The sequence below is a fragment of the Nonomuraea ceibae genome, from assembly GCF_019396325.1.
Lineage (GTDB): Bacteria > Actinomycetota > Actinomycetes > Streptosporangiales > Streptosporangiaceae > Nonomuraea > Nonomuraea ceibae.
In genome coordinates, this window is the sequence record NZ_JAHKRO010000068.1 from 1 (window position 1) to 15,099 (window position 15,099).

The 15,099-nt window shown below is 74.9% G+C and carries 12 protein-coding genes; 6 read left to right on the forward strand and 6 right to left on the reverse strand.

Going from position 1 to position 15,099, the window contains the following annotated elements; all coding sequences use genetic code 11:
• Nucleotides 1-111: 111 nt before the first annotated feature.
• Nucleotides 112-606, reverse strand: a complete 495-nt coding sequence (locus tag KME80_RS32140) for a DUF3145 domain-containing protein (protein ID WP_219510259.1) — start codon at nucleotides 604-606, stop codon at nucleotides 112-114.
• Between the two features lie 175 nt (nucleotides 607-781).
• Here KME80_RS32140 and KME80_RS32145 point away from each other — a divergent pair, with 175 nt between their 5' ends.
• From KME80_RS32145 to KME80_RS32160, 4 genes are all read left to right on the forward strand, one after another.
• A complete protein-coding gene (locus tag KME80_RS32145) occupies nucleotides 782-1,795 on the forward strand; it encodes a S8 family peptidase (protein ID WP_219510261.1) in 1,014 nt (337 codons plus the stop codon).
• A 72-nt stretch (nucleotides 1,796-1,867) separates the two neighbouring features.
• Nucleotides 1,868-2,401 (forward strand): RNA polymerase sigma factor, encoded by a 534-nt coding sequence (locus KME80_RS32150; protein ID WP_219510262.1) that lies wholly within the window; start codon nucleotides 1,868-1,870, stop codon nucleotides 2,399-2,401.
• The gene (locus tag KME80_RS32155) at nucleotides 2,398-2,844 is read left to right on the forward strand and encodes a hypothetical protein (RefSeq protein WP_219510263.1); all 447 of its coding nucleotides are present in this window, start codon (nucleotides 2,398-2,400) and stop codon (nucleotides 2,842-2,844) included. Before KME80_RS32150 ends, KME80_RS32155 begins: the two co-directional genes overlap by 4 nt.
• Nucleotides 2,841-5,492 (forward strand): CHAT domain-containing protein, encoded by a 2,652-nt coding sequence (locus tag KME80_RS32160; RefSeq protein WP_219510264.1) that lies wholly within the window; start codon nucleotides 2,841-2,843, stop codon nucleotides 5,490-5,492. Before KME80_RS32155 ends, KME80_RS32160 begins: the two co-directional genes overlap by 4 nt.
• Here KME80_RS32160 and KME80_RS32165 read toward each other — a convergent pair.
• The 4 genes from KME80_RS32165 to KME80_RS32180 form a co-directional block, all read right to left on the reverse strand.
• Nucleotides 5,432-6,247: a sulfurtransferase gene (locus KME80_RS32165; protein ID WP_219510265.1), complete on the reverse strand. Its 816-nt coding sequence runs from the start codon at nucleotides 6,245-6,247 to the stop codon at nucleotides 5,432-5,434. The genes KME80_RS32160 and KME80_RS32165 overlap by 61 nt on opposite strands.
• Complete coding sequence (locus KME80_RS32170; RefSeq protein WP_219510266.1) at nucleotides 6,244-7,410, reverse strand: alkaline phosphatase family protein; 1,167 nt, start codon at nucleotides 7,408-7,410, stop codon at nucleotides 6,244-6,246. The genes KME80_RS32165 and KME80_RS32170 overlap by 4 nt, the downstream gene beginning before the upstream one ends.
• 69 nt (nucleotides 7,411-7,479) lie before the next feature.
• Nucleotides 7,480-8,070 carry a DUF5998 family protein gene (locus KME80_RS32175; RefSeq protein WP_219510267.1) on the reverse strand — a complete coding sequence of 197 codons (591 nt, stop codon included), beginning with the start codon at nucleotides 8,068-8,070 and terminating at the stop codon, nucleotides 7,480-7,482.
• A 129-nt stretch (nucleotides 8,071-8,199) separates the two neighbouring features.
• Nucleotides 8,200-10,908: a bifunctional acetate--CoA ligase family protein/GNAT family N-acetyltransferase gene (locus KME80_RS32180; protein WP_219510268.1), complete on the reverse strand. Its 2,709-nt coding sequence runs from the start codon at nucleotides 10,906-10,908 to the stop codon at nucleotides 8,200-8,202.
• Between the two features lie 158 nt (nucleotides 10,909-11,066).
• Here KME80_RS32180 and KME80_RS32185 point away from each other — a divergent pair, with 158 nt between their 5' ends.
• On the forward strand, nucleotides 11,067-11,960 hold the full coding sequence (locus tag KME80_RS32185; RefSeq protein WP_219510269.1) for a carbohydrate kinase family protein: 894 nt from the start codon (nucleotides 11,067-11,069) through the stop codon (nucleotides 11,958-11,960).
• 124 nt (nucleotides 11,961-12,084) lie between these two features.
• Here the strand turns inward: KME80_RS32185 and KME80_RS32190 are convergent, their stop codons facing one another.
• Complete coding sequence (locus KME80_RS32190; protein ID WP_246646119.1) at nucleotides 12,085-14,172, reverse strand: RecQ family ATP-dependent DNA helicase; 2,088 nt, start codon at nucleotides 14,170-14,172, stop codon at nucleotides 12,085-12,087.
• Between the two features lie 117 nt (nucleotides 14,173-14,289).
• On the opposite strand from KME80_RS32190, the gene KME80_RS32195 reads away from it, so the two are divergent.
• Nucleotides 14,290-15,096, forward strand: a complete 807-nt coding sequence (locus tag KME80_RS32195) for a hypothetical protein (protein WP_219510270.1) — start codon at nucleotides 14,290-14,292, stop codon at nucleotides 15,094-15,096.
• Nucleotides 15,097-15,099: the final 3 nt, after the last annotated feature.

Consider the following 15,099-nt stretch of genomic DNA (forward strand, 5'->3'; position numbering starts at 1 on the left):
GCCCCGCACCGATTCGGTGCGGGGCCCCTTTCGCGTCTGCTCTCGTGCCGGGGGGTGGCGGGCGTGGGACCGGGGGGTGGCGGGCGTGGGACCGGGGGGCGGCGCTGCGCGTCAGACGGCGGCGTGCAGCCAGCGGACGGGCGCGCCGTCGCCCGCGTAGCGGAACGGCTCCAGCTCCTCGTCCCAGGGCCGGCCGAGCAGCTTGTCGAGCTCCTCCTCCAGCACGCAGCGGCCCTGACCGGCGGTCAGCATCACGGCGCGCAGCCGGTCCTCGGGGATCATGATGTCGCCCGCGGCGCCGATGACCGCGCTGAACGCGCCGAGCGTCGGGGTGTAGGCGTGCCGGGAGCCGTCGACGCCCGGCGAGGCGTCCTCGGTGATCTCGAACCTGAGGCGCTGCCAGCCCATGAGTGAGGAGGCGATGGCGGCGGCGATGCCGGGCCGGCCTTCCCATTCGGCCTGCGCGCGCACCACGTTGGGCGCGGCGGGTTGCGGCGTCCAGGTAAGATCAACGGGCACGCCAAGGACACCCGCGACTGCCCATTCGATATGAGGGCACAGCGCGGGCTGAGCCGAGTGGACGTACAGCACGCCACGAGCAGACACCGGACCTCCCGTTTCGGTACGAGGTGCGCCTTCCCCAACGGCCTCGCCCCGGGATGATCACAAGTGACTAGGGAGAGACTACCGTCGGTCGCAATCCGACACCAGAGGGGGGCCATACCAAGTTGGTGCGCGTGTGACACGTGACAGGACGGCCGGCGGGGAAAGATACCCGCTCATGAACATCCAACAAGTCGGCGACGCGCTCATCCGCCCAGGTCAGGTGCTGACCGACCGCAGCGCGCTGTCCGCCGCCTCGCGCTGGACGCAGGCCGTCTCGGAGGCCGACGGCGTCTGCGTGATCCACCTGTCCGACGGCGTCGACCCGTGCGAGCTGACCGCCGACCTGCGCGAGCACGGCTTCCGCGCCTCCCCCAACCACGTGCTGGCCGGGCAGCCGCTGTTCTTCGGCGGGCCGGCGTCGCGCCCCTTCCCCGCCCCGCCCATCGCCCACCGCCACAGCCGCACCCGCTCGCCGGTGGTGGTCGGGCTGCTCGACACCGGCGTGGCGGAGCACCGCTGGTGGGCCGGGAGCGACTGGTTCGCCGAGCGCCGGGCCGAGGACGACGACGCCGCCGAGGGCCGCCAGGCCGGGCATGGAACGTTCCTGGCCGGATTGCTGACGATGCGGGCGCCGGGCGTGTCGCTGCGGGTGACCCGGGTGCTCGACGGCGAGGGGCTGGGCGACGAGGCGACCGTGGTGCGGGCGCTGCACCGGATGCGCGAGCGGCCGCCCGACGTGCTGAACCTGTCGTTCGGCTGCCACACCTTCGACGGCAGGCCGCCGCCGCTGCTGGCCGACGCGCTGGCCGAGCTGCCCGGCACGGTCGTGGTCGCGTGCGCCGGCAACTCCGCCTCGGACGTGCCCTTCTACCCGGCCGCGCTGGGGCCGGTGGTGGCGGTGGGCGCGGTCGACGACACCCAGCAGCGCCGCGCCCCGTTCTCGGCGTACGGGCCGTGGGTGGACGCCTGCGCCCGCGGCGAGTGGCTGACCAGCACGTTCCCGGAGCGGGGCGAGTTCGCCGGCTACGCCTCGTGGAGCGGCACGTCGTTCGCCGCGGCCCTGGTGGCGGGGGCCATCGCGGACGCCGCGCGCGATCTGCCGGCGGCCCAGGCGGCCAAGGCGGTGCTGGATCCGCAGGCCACCCGGCAAATTCCCGATCTGGGAGTTCTCGTCCCGTCGAGTCTGTAGAGTTTACGCTCAGTCCCCGGGCGATCACGTGGAGGCAGGACAGCCTCCCGGCAGGGTCGGGAAGGAGGCCGTATGCACGACACGCGCGACCCAGCGGAGCTGCTCGCGGCGGCGGCCGGTGGCGACCAGGACGCCTGGGACCAGCTCGTGTCCCGCTTCGGGCCGCGGATGTGGGCGGTGGCCCGCTCCTGCGGTCTCGGCGAGAGCGACGCGGCGGACGTCGTCCAGGGCGCGTGGCTGCGCCTGCTGGAGCGGCTGCACGCGATCAGGGAGCCCGCGGCCGTGGGGGCGTGGCTGGCCACCACGACCCGCCGCGAAGCGCTCCAGCTGCTGCGGAAGACTCCGCACAGCGTGGCCGCGGAGCCCCCGGCCGCGCCCGACCCGGCCTCCGCCGTGCTGGAGGCCGACGGCAACCGCCTGCTCTGGCAGACGGTCTCCACCCTGCACGAGCCCTGCCGCACCATGCTCCGGCTGGTGGCGACGGATCTCGGCAGCCGGCAGATGGCCCAGCGCCTGGGCGTCCCGATCGGCAGCGTCGGCCCTACCAGGGCGCGCTGCCTGGAAAAACTGCGCACCCTGATCTCACTACAGGAGACGGTGCAATGATCAACGACGAATACTTCCTGGCGGCCCTCAGACTGGCCGCCGGGAGCGATCCCATCCCGGGACACGTGAGCGCGGCCGCCCGCGACGTCTTCCGGCTCCGGGTCCCCAGCGCGATCACCGCCGTCCCCGCCGAGTGCACCGCCACGCGCGGCGTGCGCGGGCCGGAGGGCCCGCACATGGTCCGCTTCGTGGCGGCCGGGCTCACCTTCGACCTGGAGGTGACCTTCGGCGACGGGCTGATCGACGTGGCGGGGCAGGTGTGCCCGACTCCGGGCGACGGGACGCTCGTCGACGTACGCACCCCGCACCTGACGTTGAGCAGGCGGCTGGCGCCCACTGGCCACTTCGCGGTGACCGGGCTGCCGCCGGGCTGGCTCAGCGTGGTCTGCCACCGCCCCGGCAACGCCCCCGTCCAGACCCGGTGGGTGCGCATCCGCCCTTGAACACCGAGCCGAACCTGACGACACCGGAGCATCAGCGGGACACGTCCCCGGTCGTCGCCATGCTCGTGCGCGCGGCGGAGATGGCGGTGCAGCGTTCCGTGGTCGATCCGCCGCAGGCGTTGCGGGCGGGCCGGACGATCCTGGCGAAGGCGGCGGCCGTCCCCGGGGGCGCGGAGGCGACGGCGGTGGCGTTGCGGGCGATGGGCCTGGCCGAGCGTGAGCTGGGCGATCTGGAGGCGGCCGAGCAGCACCTCAGGCAGGCGATCGGCACCGTGGGGGCGCCCGGCGAGCGGCTGGCGCAGGCGCGGCTGTCGCTGGTGACGGTGCGCACCGAGCGCGGCCACCCGCTGCAGGCGCTGCGCGTCGCCGCGCTGGCCTGGGCCCACCTGTCGCCGCTCGACCGCGCCAAGCTCGACACGCAGCGGGCCGTCGCGCTGGCCTGCCTGGGCCGCTACCAGGAGGCCGTCGCCTCCTGCGACCGGGCGCTGCGGGCGCTCGTGGCCGCGCCGGGCACGCTCGACGACCGCAGGTTCCTGGCGGGCGGGCTGCTCAACCGGGGCCTGGTGCACGCCTACCGGGGCGACTGGGACGACGCCATGCGCGACATCAGCGCCTGCCTGGAGATCTCCCGCCACGCCGGGCTCCACCACCTGGCCCGGCTCGCCGCCGCCAACCTGCCCTTTCTCGCCGTACGGCGCGGCGACGTCGGCGAGGCGTTCGCCCACTACCGCGCCGCCCAGGACACGCTGTTCGGCTTCACCGAGCGGCTGGCCACGATGCGCGCCGACTTCGCGGGCGCCCTGCTGGCCGCCCACCTGCCCGGCGAGGCGCGGGCGCTGCTCAGCCTGGCCGTGCCCGACCTGGAGCAGTCCGGCGGCCGGGCGGCGCTGGCCGAGGCGCGGCTCAAGCTCGCCCAGGTCGAGCTGCTGACGGGCGACGCCCGCGAGGCGATCACGGTGGCCGAGCGGGCCGGGCGCGAGCTGGCGGAGCAGGAGCGGCACTCGTGGCTGCCGCTGGCCAGGGAGGTCGTGCTGCGGGCCAGGCTGGCGCTGGAGCCGCCCACGCCCGCGCTGCTCGCCGAGCTGATCGCGTGCGCGGGCGAGCTCGAACGCGACGCCGCCCACCTGGCCGGGGCGGCGGCGCTGCGGCTGGTGGCGGCCGAGACCGCGCTGGCCGTCGACGACCACCCGACGGCCTCGGCCCAGCTCGCGCGGCTCACCCTGCACGCCAGGCCGCAGGAGCGGTGGATGCCGGCCGGCACCCGGCTGACGCCGCTGTCGAGCGAGACGCAGCAGCGGCGGCTGGCCCAGGCCGCTCAGGTGCCGCCCGTGGTGCGCCAGCACGCGCTCGCGCTGGAGGCGGCGCTGCAGGAGGACGTCCCGGGCGCCTTCCGCGCCGTGCGGGAGGGGCTGGCCGAGATGGGCGGGCGCATGGACACGCTCGACGACCCGGCGTTGCGCGCCCACGCGGCCCGCGCCGGTGAGCGGCTGGCGGCGTTCGGGCTGCGGCTGGCGATCCGCGACGGAGACGCCGGCGAGGTGTTCGAGTGGGCGGAGCGGTGGCGGGCGGTGGCCGCGCCCGCGCACGCCCGCCCGCTGACCGGCTCCGGGCGGCTGCGCGAGGAGCTGGGGCGGGCCGCGCTGGTCGAGTACGTCACCGACGAGGAGTCGCTGCTGGGCGTGGTCGTCACCGGCGAGCGCGTGACGCTGCGGCGGCTCGGCGGGCTGCGGGCGGTGGCCGAGACGCTGATCCGGCTGCGCTACTCGCTGCGCCGGGCCGGGCTGCGCGAGGGCGGCGCCGCGCCTCCGCAGCCGATCGACGCCGTCGGGGCCGAGCTCGGGCGGCTGCTGCTGGAGCCCTTCGCTGACGAGCTCGCCGACGAGCTCGGCGACCGGCCGCTCGTCCTGGTGCCGACCGGGCCGCTGCACACCATGCCGTGGGGCGCGCTGCCCTGCCTGCGCGGCCGTCCGGTGAGCGTGGCGGCGAGCGCGGCCGGATGGCTGGCGGCGAGCGGACGCGGCGCCGGGGACGGGCCGCCGTCCGTGGTCGCCGCCGCCGGGCCCGGCCTCGCGCACGCCGAGGAGGAGGTGGGCCGGGTGCTCGCCCGCCACCCCGGCGCCCGCCCGGTCCCCGGCCGCAGGCAGGCGGTGCTCGACGCGCTGGCGGGCGCGGACGTGCTGCACCTGGCCGCCCACGGGGTGTTCCACGCGCGCAGCCCGCTGCTGTCCGGCATCACGCTGGAGGACGGCCCGCTCATGGCGTACGACCTGCTGCGGGCGGAGCGGGCGCCGAGGCTGGTGGTGCTGTCGTCCTGCGACTCGGGGATGGCGCGCACGCCCGCCGACGGGGCGCCGCTCGGGCTGGCCGGCACGTTCCTGTCGCGCGGCGCCGCCTGCGTGGTGGCGGGGATGGTGCCGGTGGGCGACGAGGACGCGCTGGCGCTCATGACGGCCTTTCACGAGCTGCTGGCCGCCGGCCGGCCGGCCGACGCCGCGCTGGCCGTCTCGTCGGCCGCGACGGGGGTGCCGGGCTTCGTGTGCTTCGGCGCCGGTCACCGGCCGCTCGTCCGGCCCGCGACGGCGGGCGTTCAGCCGGTGGCGACGGGCCTCGCCGGGTCGGCCACCCAGTTGGACCACGAGCCCACGTAGAGGGCGGCGTCGATCCCGGCGACCGCGAGCGCGAGCACCTCGTGCGCGGCCGTCACGCCCGACCCGCAGTAGGCGCCGACCGGCACGCCGCCCGTCACGCCCAGCCCGGCGAAGCGGACCCGCAGCACGTCCGGGGCCGGGAAGCGGCCGTCGGCGCCCACGTTCGCGGTGGTCGGGGCGCTGACCGCGCCGGGGATGTGCCCGGCCACCGGGTCGACCGGCTCCACCTCGCCCCTGTAACGCTCCTCCGCCCTGGCGTCGAGCAGCACGCCGGAGCCGGCCAGCGCCGCGGCCTGCCCGGCGTCGAGGACCGGCATCCCGCCCGGCGTGGCCGTGAAGTCGCCGGGCTCGGGCCGGGGCTCGTCCTTGGTGACCGGCAGCCCGGCCGCGATCCAGGCGGGCAGCCCGCCGTCGAGCACCCGTACGTCCTGGTGGCCGAAGTAGCGCAGCGTCCACCAGGCGCGGGCGGCCACCGTCGAGCCCGCGTCGTCGTACACCACGACGGGCCTGCCGTCCGACACGCCGAGCCGCCGCATCGCCCGCTCGAACGCGTCCGCGCCGGGCAGCGGGTGCCGGCCGGCGTCGCCGGGCGGCGCCGCCAGATCGGCGACGAGGTCGCAGAAGACGGCGCCCGGCACGTGACCCTCGCGGTAGAGGCCGATCCCGGGCGGGCCGCCCAGCCGCCAGCGCACGTCGAGCACGCTCGCCGTGTCGCCCAGCGCGGCCAGCTCGTCCGGAGTGATCAGCGGGCTCATCTGCGGGATACCTCCACAAGTGGTACGAGCTGCTCGGCGGCGGTCATGGAGCCGTGGTAGCCGGTGAAGAGCGCCTCGATCCGATGCGCGGACGGGGCGATGATCGCCAGGTCAGTGTAGGGGACGGCGAGCACGTCACCGATGCGCCGCAGCCACGCGCCGCGCACTTCCGGCCCGAACCAGCCGGCCTCGACCGCCTCCTCGCGCGGCACCACCCAGGCGCGCCCGTTGAGCGTCGCCGCCCAGGCGTCGAGCACGTCGCCGGCCGCGCCGGGCTCGGCGTAGACGTGGCGGGCGCGGGCCTCGCCGCCGAGCATCGCCACGCCGCGCGTCAGCTCGGGCGTCTTCTCGGCGTCGAGCTTGTCGGCGGCGTTGATCATGCCGTGGTCGGCGGTCACGTACAGGGCGGCACCGTCGGGCAGTCCCTCGGCCAGGCGCTCGGCCATGCGGTCGACGATCGCCAGCTGCCGCAGCCATTCGTCGCCGCCCCAGCCGGTCATGTGCCCGGCCGCGTCGAGGTCGCCGTAGTAGACGGTGACGTGGGCGCGCGGCCCGGCCAGCTCGGCCAGCGCCCTGGTGACGCGCTCGTCCGGCGTCTCGGCGGGGGCGTAGCGGACGCCCCGGTAGACGGCGTCGGTCAGGCCGGTGCCCTCGAACTCGGCCGGGGCCACGTAGACGGCGTCGATCCCGGCCGCGGCGGCCCGCTGGTAAACAGTCGTGCTCGGCTGCCATTCGGCCGGGTCCATCGGCGTCCCGGTCCAGCGCAGGCAGTTGAACAGCAGGCCGGCGCCGGGCACGGCCAGCGTCATGCCGAGCATGCCGTGCTCGCCCGGCGGCAGCCCGGTGCCGAGCGAGCACAGGCTCGTCACGGTCGTCGCGGGGAACCCGGCGGTGAGGGTGGCGGGCGGCGCCGCGTGGGCCGGAGGGGCGATCGTCCCGCCGGTGGCGGTGGTCGCAGCGGCGGCCGTGAGGAAGGGAGCGGTGTCAGGGTGGGCGCGCAGGAGCTCCGCGCCGAGGCCGTCGACCAGGAACAGGCAGGTGCGGGTGGCGGGCGCGATCGCCAGCGGGTTGGGCTCGTCGAGGCCGAGGGCCGCGAGCAGGGAACGGGCGAGGTCGGGCAACGAGGCCCCGCCGTAGGCCGGCACCAGCGGCACGCTGTCCATGCCCTCGATCTTAGACGCCGCGGCGGCGCCCACCTACAGCGTCGGCGAGGCCGTACGGGGGATGATCGCTCAGGCGGCGGCGCGGGCCGTGGCCTCCGACAAGGCCTTGGCGAAGGCCAGCACGTGGGTGACCGCCTCGGGCCCGTCGGCGGCCTCGCTGACGCGCAGGGACAGGTCGTCGGCGGTGATGGCGCCGGTGTAGCCGTGGTCGGCCTCGCAGTTCTCGTCGCCGCAGGTGGCCGGTTCGAGGTCCACGTGGGAGATGGCGCCCCAGCCGATGGTGAGCGTCACCTCGGTGGGCGGCACGCCCGGGACGTAGGAGGCGGGGTCGGGAACCACCCGGGTCACCGCGACCGACTGGACGCGGCTCAGCCGCACCGCCTCCGTGGTCGTGGACGCGTGCGCCGTCGAGACCCCCTCCACCGCCGGGTGCTCGTCGGTGTGGCACACCAGCAGCCTCGTGCCGGACAGCACCAGCACGGTGACGTGCCGGCGCACCTCCATCGCGGGATCGAAGGTGGCCTCGTGATGGACCACGAACGCGGTCACGGCCTCCTTGCCCAGCGCGGATTCGACCGCATCGGTGACGAGGTCGGGATAGTAGCCGCTGCGCTCGATCGCTTCACGCAGGCCCGCGGCTGAGACTCGGGTTTCCCTCATGGATCCAGTTTGCCAGGGCGTCGCAGTGCACTCACCCGCCGGATATAACGCTCTATAACGTCTTCAACACCGAAATTTTCCTTTCGCCCCCAGCTTCCCCGCCGGGGCGGAGCCCGCCGCCCGCGCCGGTCAGCCCAGGCGGCGGGGGCCGCCGTCCAGCCGGGGGCCGGGCGGGGTGCGGAGGGTCACGCGGGCGCCGAGGACGATCACGCCGCTCTCGCCGACCAGGACCTGGTCCAGGTCGAGGCGGGCCAGCTCCGGCAGGTCGTGGGCCAGACGGCCCACCCTGACCAGGAGGTCCTCCAGGGCGTCGACGGCCACCGGCGGGTAGCCGTACTCGCCGAACAGCAGCGGCGCGGCCCGTACGGACCTCACCAGGCCGGCGGCGTCGTCACGGGTCAGCGGCGCGAGACGGAACCCCTGGTCGAGCAGCAGGCGCGCGGTCACCTCGCCCAGCCCGAACGACACCACCGGCCCGAACGCCGGGTCCTCGACGACGGTCACGACCGTGGGGACGGCGGGCTGCGGGGCCATGCGCTGCACGGCCAGCTCCGTGGCGTCGCCGAACTGGCGGGCGAGCTCGGCGTACGCGTGGCGGACGCTCTCGGCGGTGGACAGGCCCAGACGTACGGTCCCGGCGCGGCGGGCGGCGCGGGGGTCGGCGAGCTTGAGCACCACCGGCCACCCGAGCCGTTCGGCGGCGGCCACCGCCTCGTCCGGCGACCCGGCCACCTCGGCCGGCCACACGCTCAGCCCGTAGCAGGCGAGCAGCTCGGCCGCGTCGGCCAGGACCGGCGGCCCCGCCTCGGCGAACGCCCCGGCGTCCGGCACGGCGTCCGGCACGGCGGGGGCGGCGGCGGCTTCGTCCGCAGGGGTGCCGGGTGCTTCCTGGGGCGGCGGGGTGAGGGTGCGGTGGACGAGGGCGCGGGCGCGCGGGGTGTCGATGTCCTCCAGGTCCGCCGGGGGGACGGCGGGGCGGGCGCGCCAGGCGGCGTAGCGGACGGCGTGGGACAGGGCGCGCACCGCCTCCTCGGGGGCCGCGTAGGAGGGGATGGAGCCGCGCGCCGGGGCGGCGCCCGTCTGGAGGCAGGGGTGCATGCCCAGATGCCCCTGGAAGGTGGCGAGGACGGGCTTGGCCGAGCCCCGCGACACCTCCATGAGCCGGTCGGCGATGCCCGCGGCGTCACCCGGGATGGGCGGCATGTAGATGACGACCGCCGCGTCGACCTCGGGTGAGGCCAGCTCGGCGGCGAGGGCCGTGCCGAACTCGTCGGGCCCGGCGGCGGGGCCGAGGTTGGCCGGGGGCCGGGGAGCGAGCCCGGCGGCGACGCAGGCGTCGGCGGCCAGCAGGCCGAGCGCGTCGGAGTTGGTGACCAGGGCGACGCGCGGCCCGGCGGGCAGCGGCTGGTAGGCCAGGAGCTGGCCGACGTCGAAGAGCTCGATGAGGTCGGCCACCCGGATCAGCCCGGCCTGCTCGAACAGGGAGCTGACGGCGGAGTCGGGCAGGCCGAGCTCCTCGGCGGAGTGGCCGGACGGGGTGCCGCCGCTCTTGACGACGACGATGGGCTTGGTGCGGGCGATGCGCCGGGCCAGGCGGGTGAACTTGCGCGGGTTTCCCAGCGACTCCAGGTAGAGCAGGATCACCTCGGTGGCGTCGTCCTCCTCCCAGTACTGGAGCAGGTCGTTGCCCGACACGTCGGCCCGGTTGCCCGCGGAGACGAACGACGAGATGCCCATGCCGCGCTGCTTGACGCGCTGGAGGAGGGCGGTGCCGAGGGCACCGGACTGGCTGAAGAAGCCCACGCGGCCACGGCCGGGGACGGTGGCGGCGAGGGTGGCGTTGAGCTTGACGGCGGGGTCGGTGTTGGCGATGCCCAGGCAGTTCGGGCCGACCACGCGCAGCCCGTAGGAGCGGGCGATGCGGGCGAGCTCGTCCTGGCGGGCGCGGCCGCGGCTGCCCGTCTCGCCGAACCCCGACGACACGACGACGAGGCCGTGCACGCCCTTCTCGGCGCACTCCTTGACCACGTCGAGGACGCTCTCGGCGGGCACGGCGACGACGGCGAGGTCGACCTCGCCGTCGATGGCGGTCACGCTCGGGTAGGCGCGCACGCCCGCGACGGCGCGGACCTCGCGGTGCACCGGGTAGACGGGGCCGGTGAAGTCGGCGGCCAGCAGGTTGCGCAGCACGGTCTGGCCGACGCCGCCGGGCTCGCGGGAGGCGCCGATGACGGCGACGGAGCCGGGGGTGAGCAGCCGGGCGATCGAACGGGCCTCGGCGCGGTGCTCGCGGGCGGTGGTGACCTCGGCGGCGGTCTCGGTCGGGGTGAGGTCGAGCGTCATGCGGACGACCCCGTCGGCGAAGCTGCTCTCCGCCGTGTAGCCGGCCTGGCGCAGCACGCCCATCATCTTCATGTTGGCGGGCAGCACGTCGGCGACGAAGCGCTCGATGCCGCGTTCGCGGGCGGTGGCGGCCAGGTGTTCGAGCAGCACGGAGGCCACTCCCCTGCCCTGGTGGGCGTCCTCGACGAGGAAGGCGACCTCGGCCTCGCCCGGCCCGGTGCGGTCGTAGCGGATGACGGCCACCATCTCCGCCCCGATGGTGGCGATCAGGGCGACGCGGCTCTCGTAGTCGACGGTGGTGAACCGGGTGACCTCGCGGTCGGACAGGCGCGGCCGGGGCCCGAAGAACCGGAAATAGATGGATTCCGGGGACAGCCGCGAGTAGAAGGCGCGCAGCCGATCGGCGTCTGCGGGCCTGATCGGGCGCACGTGCGCGGTGCCGCCGTCGGCCAGGACGACGTCGGCTTCCCAGTGAGCGGGATATTGTGCCTCCACAGTCACGAGCGTAAACCCGTGTCCCACATGTCAAGAAGTTGGGCAACGCTTGTGCATCGACTCAGGCCGGGTGTCGGGGGTCCGCCACACGAACCGGCTGGAAGCTGTTAGTTTTGCCGTGGCCAGGCTCGATCTGTAGGCAGCAAGGTGGTGGCATCATGACGCGGGTCGTCGTGGTGGGCGATCTCATGACCGACGCGGTGGCGCGCGCCCGTTATGCGCTCGCCAGGGCGAGCGACACCCCGGCGATCGTCACGATGCACGGTGGCGGGTCCGGGGCCAACATCGCCTCGTGGCTAGCCGTCGAGGGCGCGGAGGTGGCCTTCATCGGCCGCCGGGGCGCCGACATCACGGGGCGCAACCGCGACATGGAGCTGATGGGCTACGGAGTCGACGCCCGGCTCGTCATGGACCCCGAGCGTCCCACCGGCACCTGCGTGGTGCTCGTCACGCACAAGGGCGAGCGCACCATGCTGTCCGACCCGGGCGCCAACGCGGCGCTGTCGCCGGAGGACCTGCCGCGTGACCTGTTCAACGGCGGCGGCCACCTGCACCTGTCGGGCTACACGCTGATCAACGAGGGCTCGCGCGACGCGGGGCTGGCCGCGCTCGACATGGCGCGCCGCTCGGGGATGTCGATCTCCGTCGACTGCGCCTCGTCGGCGCCTCTCGAGCGTACGGGCGCCGAGCCGTTCCTGGAGTGGACCAACGGCGCCAAGCTGCTGTTCGCCAACATCGACCAGGCCAAGGTGCTGACCGGGCGGGACGACCCGGAGGCGGCGGCCAAGGTGCTGACGGCGTGGTTCCCGCAGGTCGTCATCAAGATGACCGCCGAGGGCGCGCTGTGGTTCGGCAACGGGCGGCCGGAGCCGGTCCGGGTGCCGGCCGAGCCGGTCGACCGGATCGTCGACGGCACGGGCGCGGGTGACGCGTTCTGCGCCGGGTTCCTGCCGGCGTGGCTGGCGGGCAAGCCTCCGGCGGAGTCGCTGGGCGCCGGGTGCGCCCTGGCCGCCAAGGCGATCGTGCACCTGGGCGCGCGGCCCCGCCTCTGACCTTCCGGCGGGGCCTCTCCCTCCGAGCCACCGTACGAGCTGCCGAACGTCCCGGGCTGCCGAACGTCCCGGGCTGCTGAACGTACGCCACTCAGGACGTGCGGGGCTCAGGGGCGTACGGCGCTCAGGACGTGGTGGCCAGGACGAGCGGGAGGACGGCCGGGGCGCCCGCGTGGCGCACCAGGGCGGCGGCGAGCGTCATCGTCCAGCCGGTGTCGACCCGGTCGTCGATCAGCAGCACGGGCCCGCCGCAGGCGGCCACGGCAGCGCCCACCTCGCGCGGCATCGCCAGCGTCGCCCGCACGGCCTGCACCCGCTTGGCGCTGTTGAACTGCTGTCCGGGCGGCCCCGACCGGTAGCCGAGCTCGCCGAGGTAGGACAGCCGGCCCACCTGCGCCAGCCGTTCGGCGAACCCGCGCACGAGCAGCGGGCGCGACGCCGACGGCACGTTGACCACGGCCACCGGCCGCTCGCGCCACTCCCACGCCGACAGCACCTTGACCACGGCGGCGAACATGTCGTCGGCCATCGGCCCGTCGGCCCCGGCGAACAGCTCGCGCAGCCGGTGGCCCCAGCCGATGTCGGTGAGCCTGCCGAGCGCGCGGCCCGGCTCGGCGCCCAGCTCGGGCTTGATCCGCCCGGACAGGTCGGCCAGCCCGGTCGGCCACTGCTTGCGCGCCTCGATGTCGACGCCGGGCCTGCTCAGCCGCTCGCGGGCGGTCTCGACGGCCCCGGCGGCGATCTCGGGTGAGCGGTGGCGTCCGGTGCAGTTGTCGCAGCGGCCGCACGGCCGGGCTGCCTCGTCGTCGAGGCGGCGGCGCAGGTATTCCTCACGGCAGTCGGTGGTGGTCAGGTAGCCGAGCATGGCGTCCTGCTCGGCCTTGCGCTCGGCGGCGATGCGGGAGTAGCGCTCGGCGTCGTAGGACCATTCCTCGCCGGTCGACTCCCAGCCGCCCTTGACCCTGCGCACGGCGCCGTCGACGTCGAGGACCTTGAGCATCATCTCCAGCCGGCTGCGGCTGAGGTCGACGGCGGTCTCCAGGGCCTGCGTGGACATGACGCCGCGCTCGGCCAGCGTCTCCAGCACGGTGCGCACGACCGGCTCCGGCGGGAACGCCAGCGAGGTGAAATAGGCCCAGATGTCGCGGTCCTCGGTGCCGGGCAGCAGGATCACCTCGGCCCGCTCGACCCCGCGGCCCGCGCGGCCGACCTGCTGGTAGTAGGCGACGGGTGACTGCGGCGCGCCGACGTGGACGACGAAGCCCAGGTCGGGCTTGTCGAAGCCCATGCCGAGCGCGCTGGTGGCGACCAGCGCCTTGATCTTGTTGTTGAGCAGCGCCTCCTCGGCCGCCAGCCGCTCGGCCGGGTCGGTCTGGCCGGAGTAGGCGGCCACCTCGTGGCCCTGCTCGCGCAGGTAGGAGGCGATCTCGTGGGCGGCGGCCACGGTCAGCGTGTAGACGATGCCGGAGCCGGGCAGCTCGTGCAGCGTCTGGGCCAGCCAGGCCAGCCGCTGCTCGGCCGACGGGAGGCGTACGACGCTCAGGTGGAGGCTCTCGCGCTCCAGCGGGCCGCGCAGCACGAGGGTGTCCTCGCCCATCTGCTCGGCCACGTCGCGGGTGACGCGGGCGTTGGCGGTGGCGGTGGTGGCCAGCACCGGGATGCCGGGCGGCAGCTCCTCGAAGAGGGTGGCGAGCCTGCGGTAGTCGGGCCGGAAGTCGTGACCCCAGTCGGAGATGCAGTGGGCCTCGTCGACGACGACCAGCCCGGCGCTCTCGGCCAGCTCGGGCAGCACGTTGTCGCGGAAGTCGGGGTTGTTGAGCCGCTCGGGGCTGACCAGCAGCACGTCGACGAGGCCGTCGGCGACCTGGCCGTAGACCTCCTCCCACGCCTCGGGGTTGGCCGAGTTGATGGTGACGGCGCGGATGCCCGCGCGCTCGGCGGCGGCGATCTGGTTGCGCATGAGGGCCAGCAGCGGCGACACGATGACGGTCGGCCCTTCGCCGAGCTCGCGCAGCAGGGCGGTGGCCACGAAGTAGACGGCCGACTTGCCCCAGCCGGTGCGCTGCACGACGAGCACCCGCCGGCGGTCGACGACCAGCGCCTCGATGGCCTTCCACTGGTCGTCGCGGAGCCTGGCGTGCTCGCCGGCCAGCGCGCGCAGCTTCTCCTCGGCCTCTTCGCGCAGCATCCCGGCGTCGGGGGCGTCAATCATGTGTCCCTTGTTACCAGGTTTCCCCGACGATTCGCGCCCGCGAGCGGCGGAACCCGCCATCGGCGCGAAGCGTTGAGCGTACGTCACCCCTGGAGAGCACGGCCCTCAGGAGGGTTCATGGCGGAGTTGTCACTCGCGCGACGTGCCCGGCGGCCGGCGGTTCCGCGTCTAGCTTTCGCGCGGGTCGTCACGGTGATGCTGCTGGTGGTGGGGATGGGCGCGGCGGGCTGCGCGGGGACGGACGTGAAGGCGTCCTACCGGCCGATGTTCCTGCCGGTCAAGCTCGAGTGGGGGCCCGGCGGGGTGAAGGTCACCGGCGACGCCTCGATCGCCACGCCGATCGGCGTGTTCTCCGTGGGCGCCGAGCACAGCCTCGTGGCCAAGAAGCAGAACGCCCTCTACGTCATCTTCCGCGACCACGACGGGGTCCTGCCCGGCTCGCCCGTGGCGGGCACCGACCTGGTGTACGAGGTGCTGAGCGGGGGCGGCCGCTTCACCGCCGTGGTCAACGGCACGGCCGTCATCCAGGTCGCCAACCAGGAAGTGCTCATCGACGTCACGGACGGCACGCTCAAGGTCATCGAGTTCCAGGGCGCCCAGGCGATCATGCAGGAGCGGCCCAGCGGCCTGGCCCAGCGGTGGCAGGAGTTCTGGGACGGCTGCCTCTACACGCCGATGTCGCTGTCGCGGTGGGCCTACGACGACTCGACCATCGACCAGTGGTTCGGCCTGGGGTTCGTGCTGTTCCTGGTCCGGCTGGCCCTGGCGCTCGTCCTCGGGGTGGCCGACCTGCTGCTGACCGCCGGGTGCTTCCTGGCCGCCGTCGCCTTCGTGGTCGCCGGTCCGACCGGGCGCAACATCGTGTACGGCGTCGAGGTCCTGTTGTTCCTCGTCCTCGTGTTCGGGGCGCGGTCGCTGGCCTAGCGA

What these genes read in the sequence shown, in the direction of transcription:
- KME80_RS32150 (WP_219510262.1), top strand. Translation starts at nt 1,868, where the DNA reads ATGCACGACACGCGCGACCCAGCGGAGCTGCTCGCGGCGGCGGCCGGT.
- KME80_RS32145 (WP_219510261.1), top strand. Translation starts at nt 782, where the DNA reads ATGAACATCCAACAAGTCGGCGACGCGCTCATCCGCCCAGGTCAGGTG.
- KME80_RS32165 (WP_219510265.1), bottom strand. Translation starts at nt 6,247, where the DNA reads ATGAGCCCGCTGATCACTCCGGACGAGCTGGCCGCGCTGGGCGACACG.
- KME80_RS32175 (WP_219510267.1), bottom strand. Translation starts at nt 8,070, where the DNA reads ATGAGGGAAACCCGAGTCTCAGCCGCGGGCCTGCGTGAAGCGATCGAG.
- KME80_RS32170 (WP_219510266.1), bottom strand. Translation starts at nt 7,410, where the DNA reads ATGGACAGCGTGCCGCTGGTGCCGGCCTACGGCGGGGCCTCGTTGCCC.
- KME80_RS32190 (WP_246646119.1), bottom strand. Translation starts at nt 14,172, where the DNA reads ATGATTGACGCCCCCGACGCCGGGATGCTGCGCGAAGAGGCCGAGGAG.
- KME80_RS32185 (WP_219510269.1), top strand. Translation starts at nt 11,067, where the DNA reads ATGACGCGGGTCGTCGTGGTGGGCGATCTCATGACCGACGCGGTGGCG.
- KME80_RS32195 (WP_219510270.1), top strand. Translation starts at nt 14,290, where the DNA reads ATGGCGGAGTTGTCACTCGCGCGACGTGCCCGGCGGCCGGCGGTTCCG.
- KME80_RS32155 (WP_219510263.1), top strand. Translation starts at nt 2,398, where the DNA reads ATGATCAACGACGAATACTTCCTGGCGGCCCTCAGACTGGCCGCCGGG.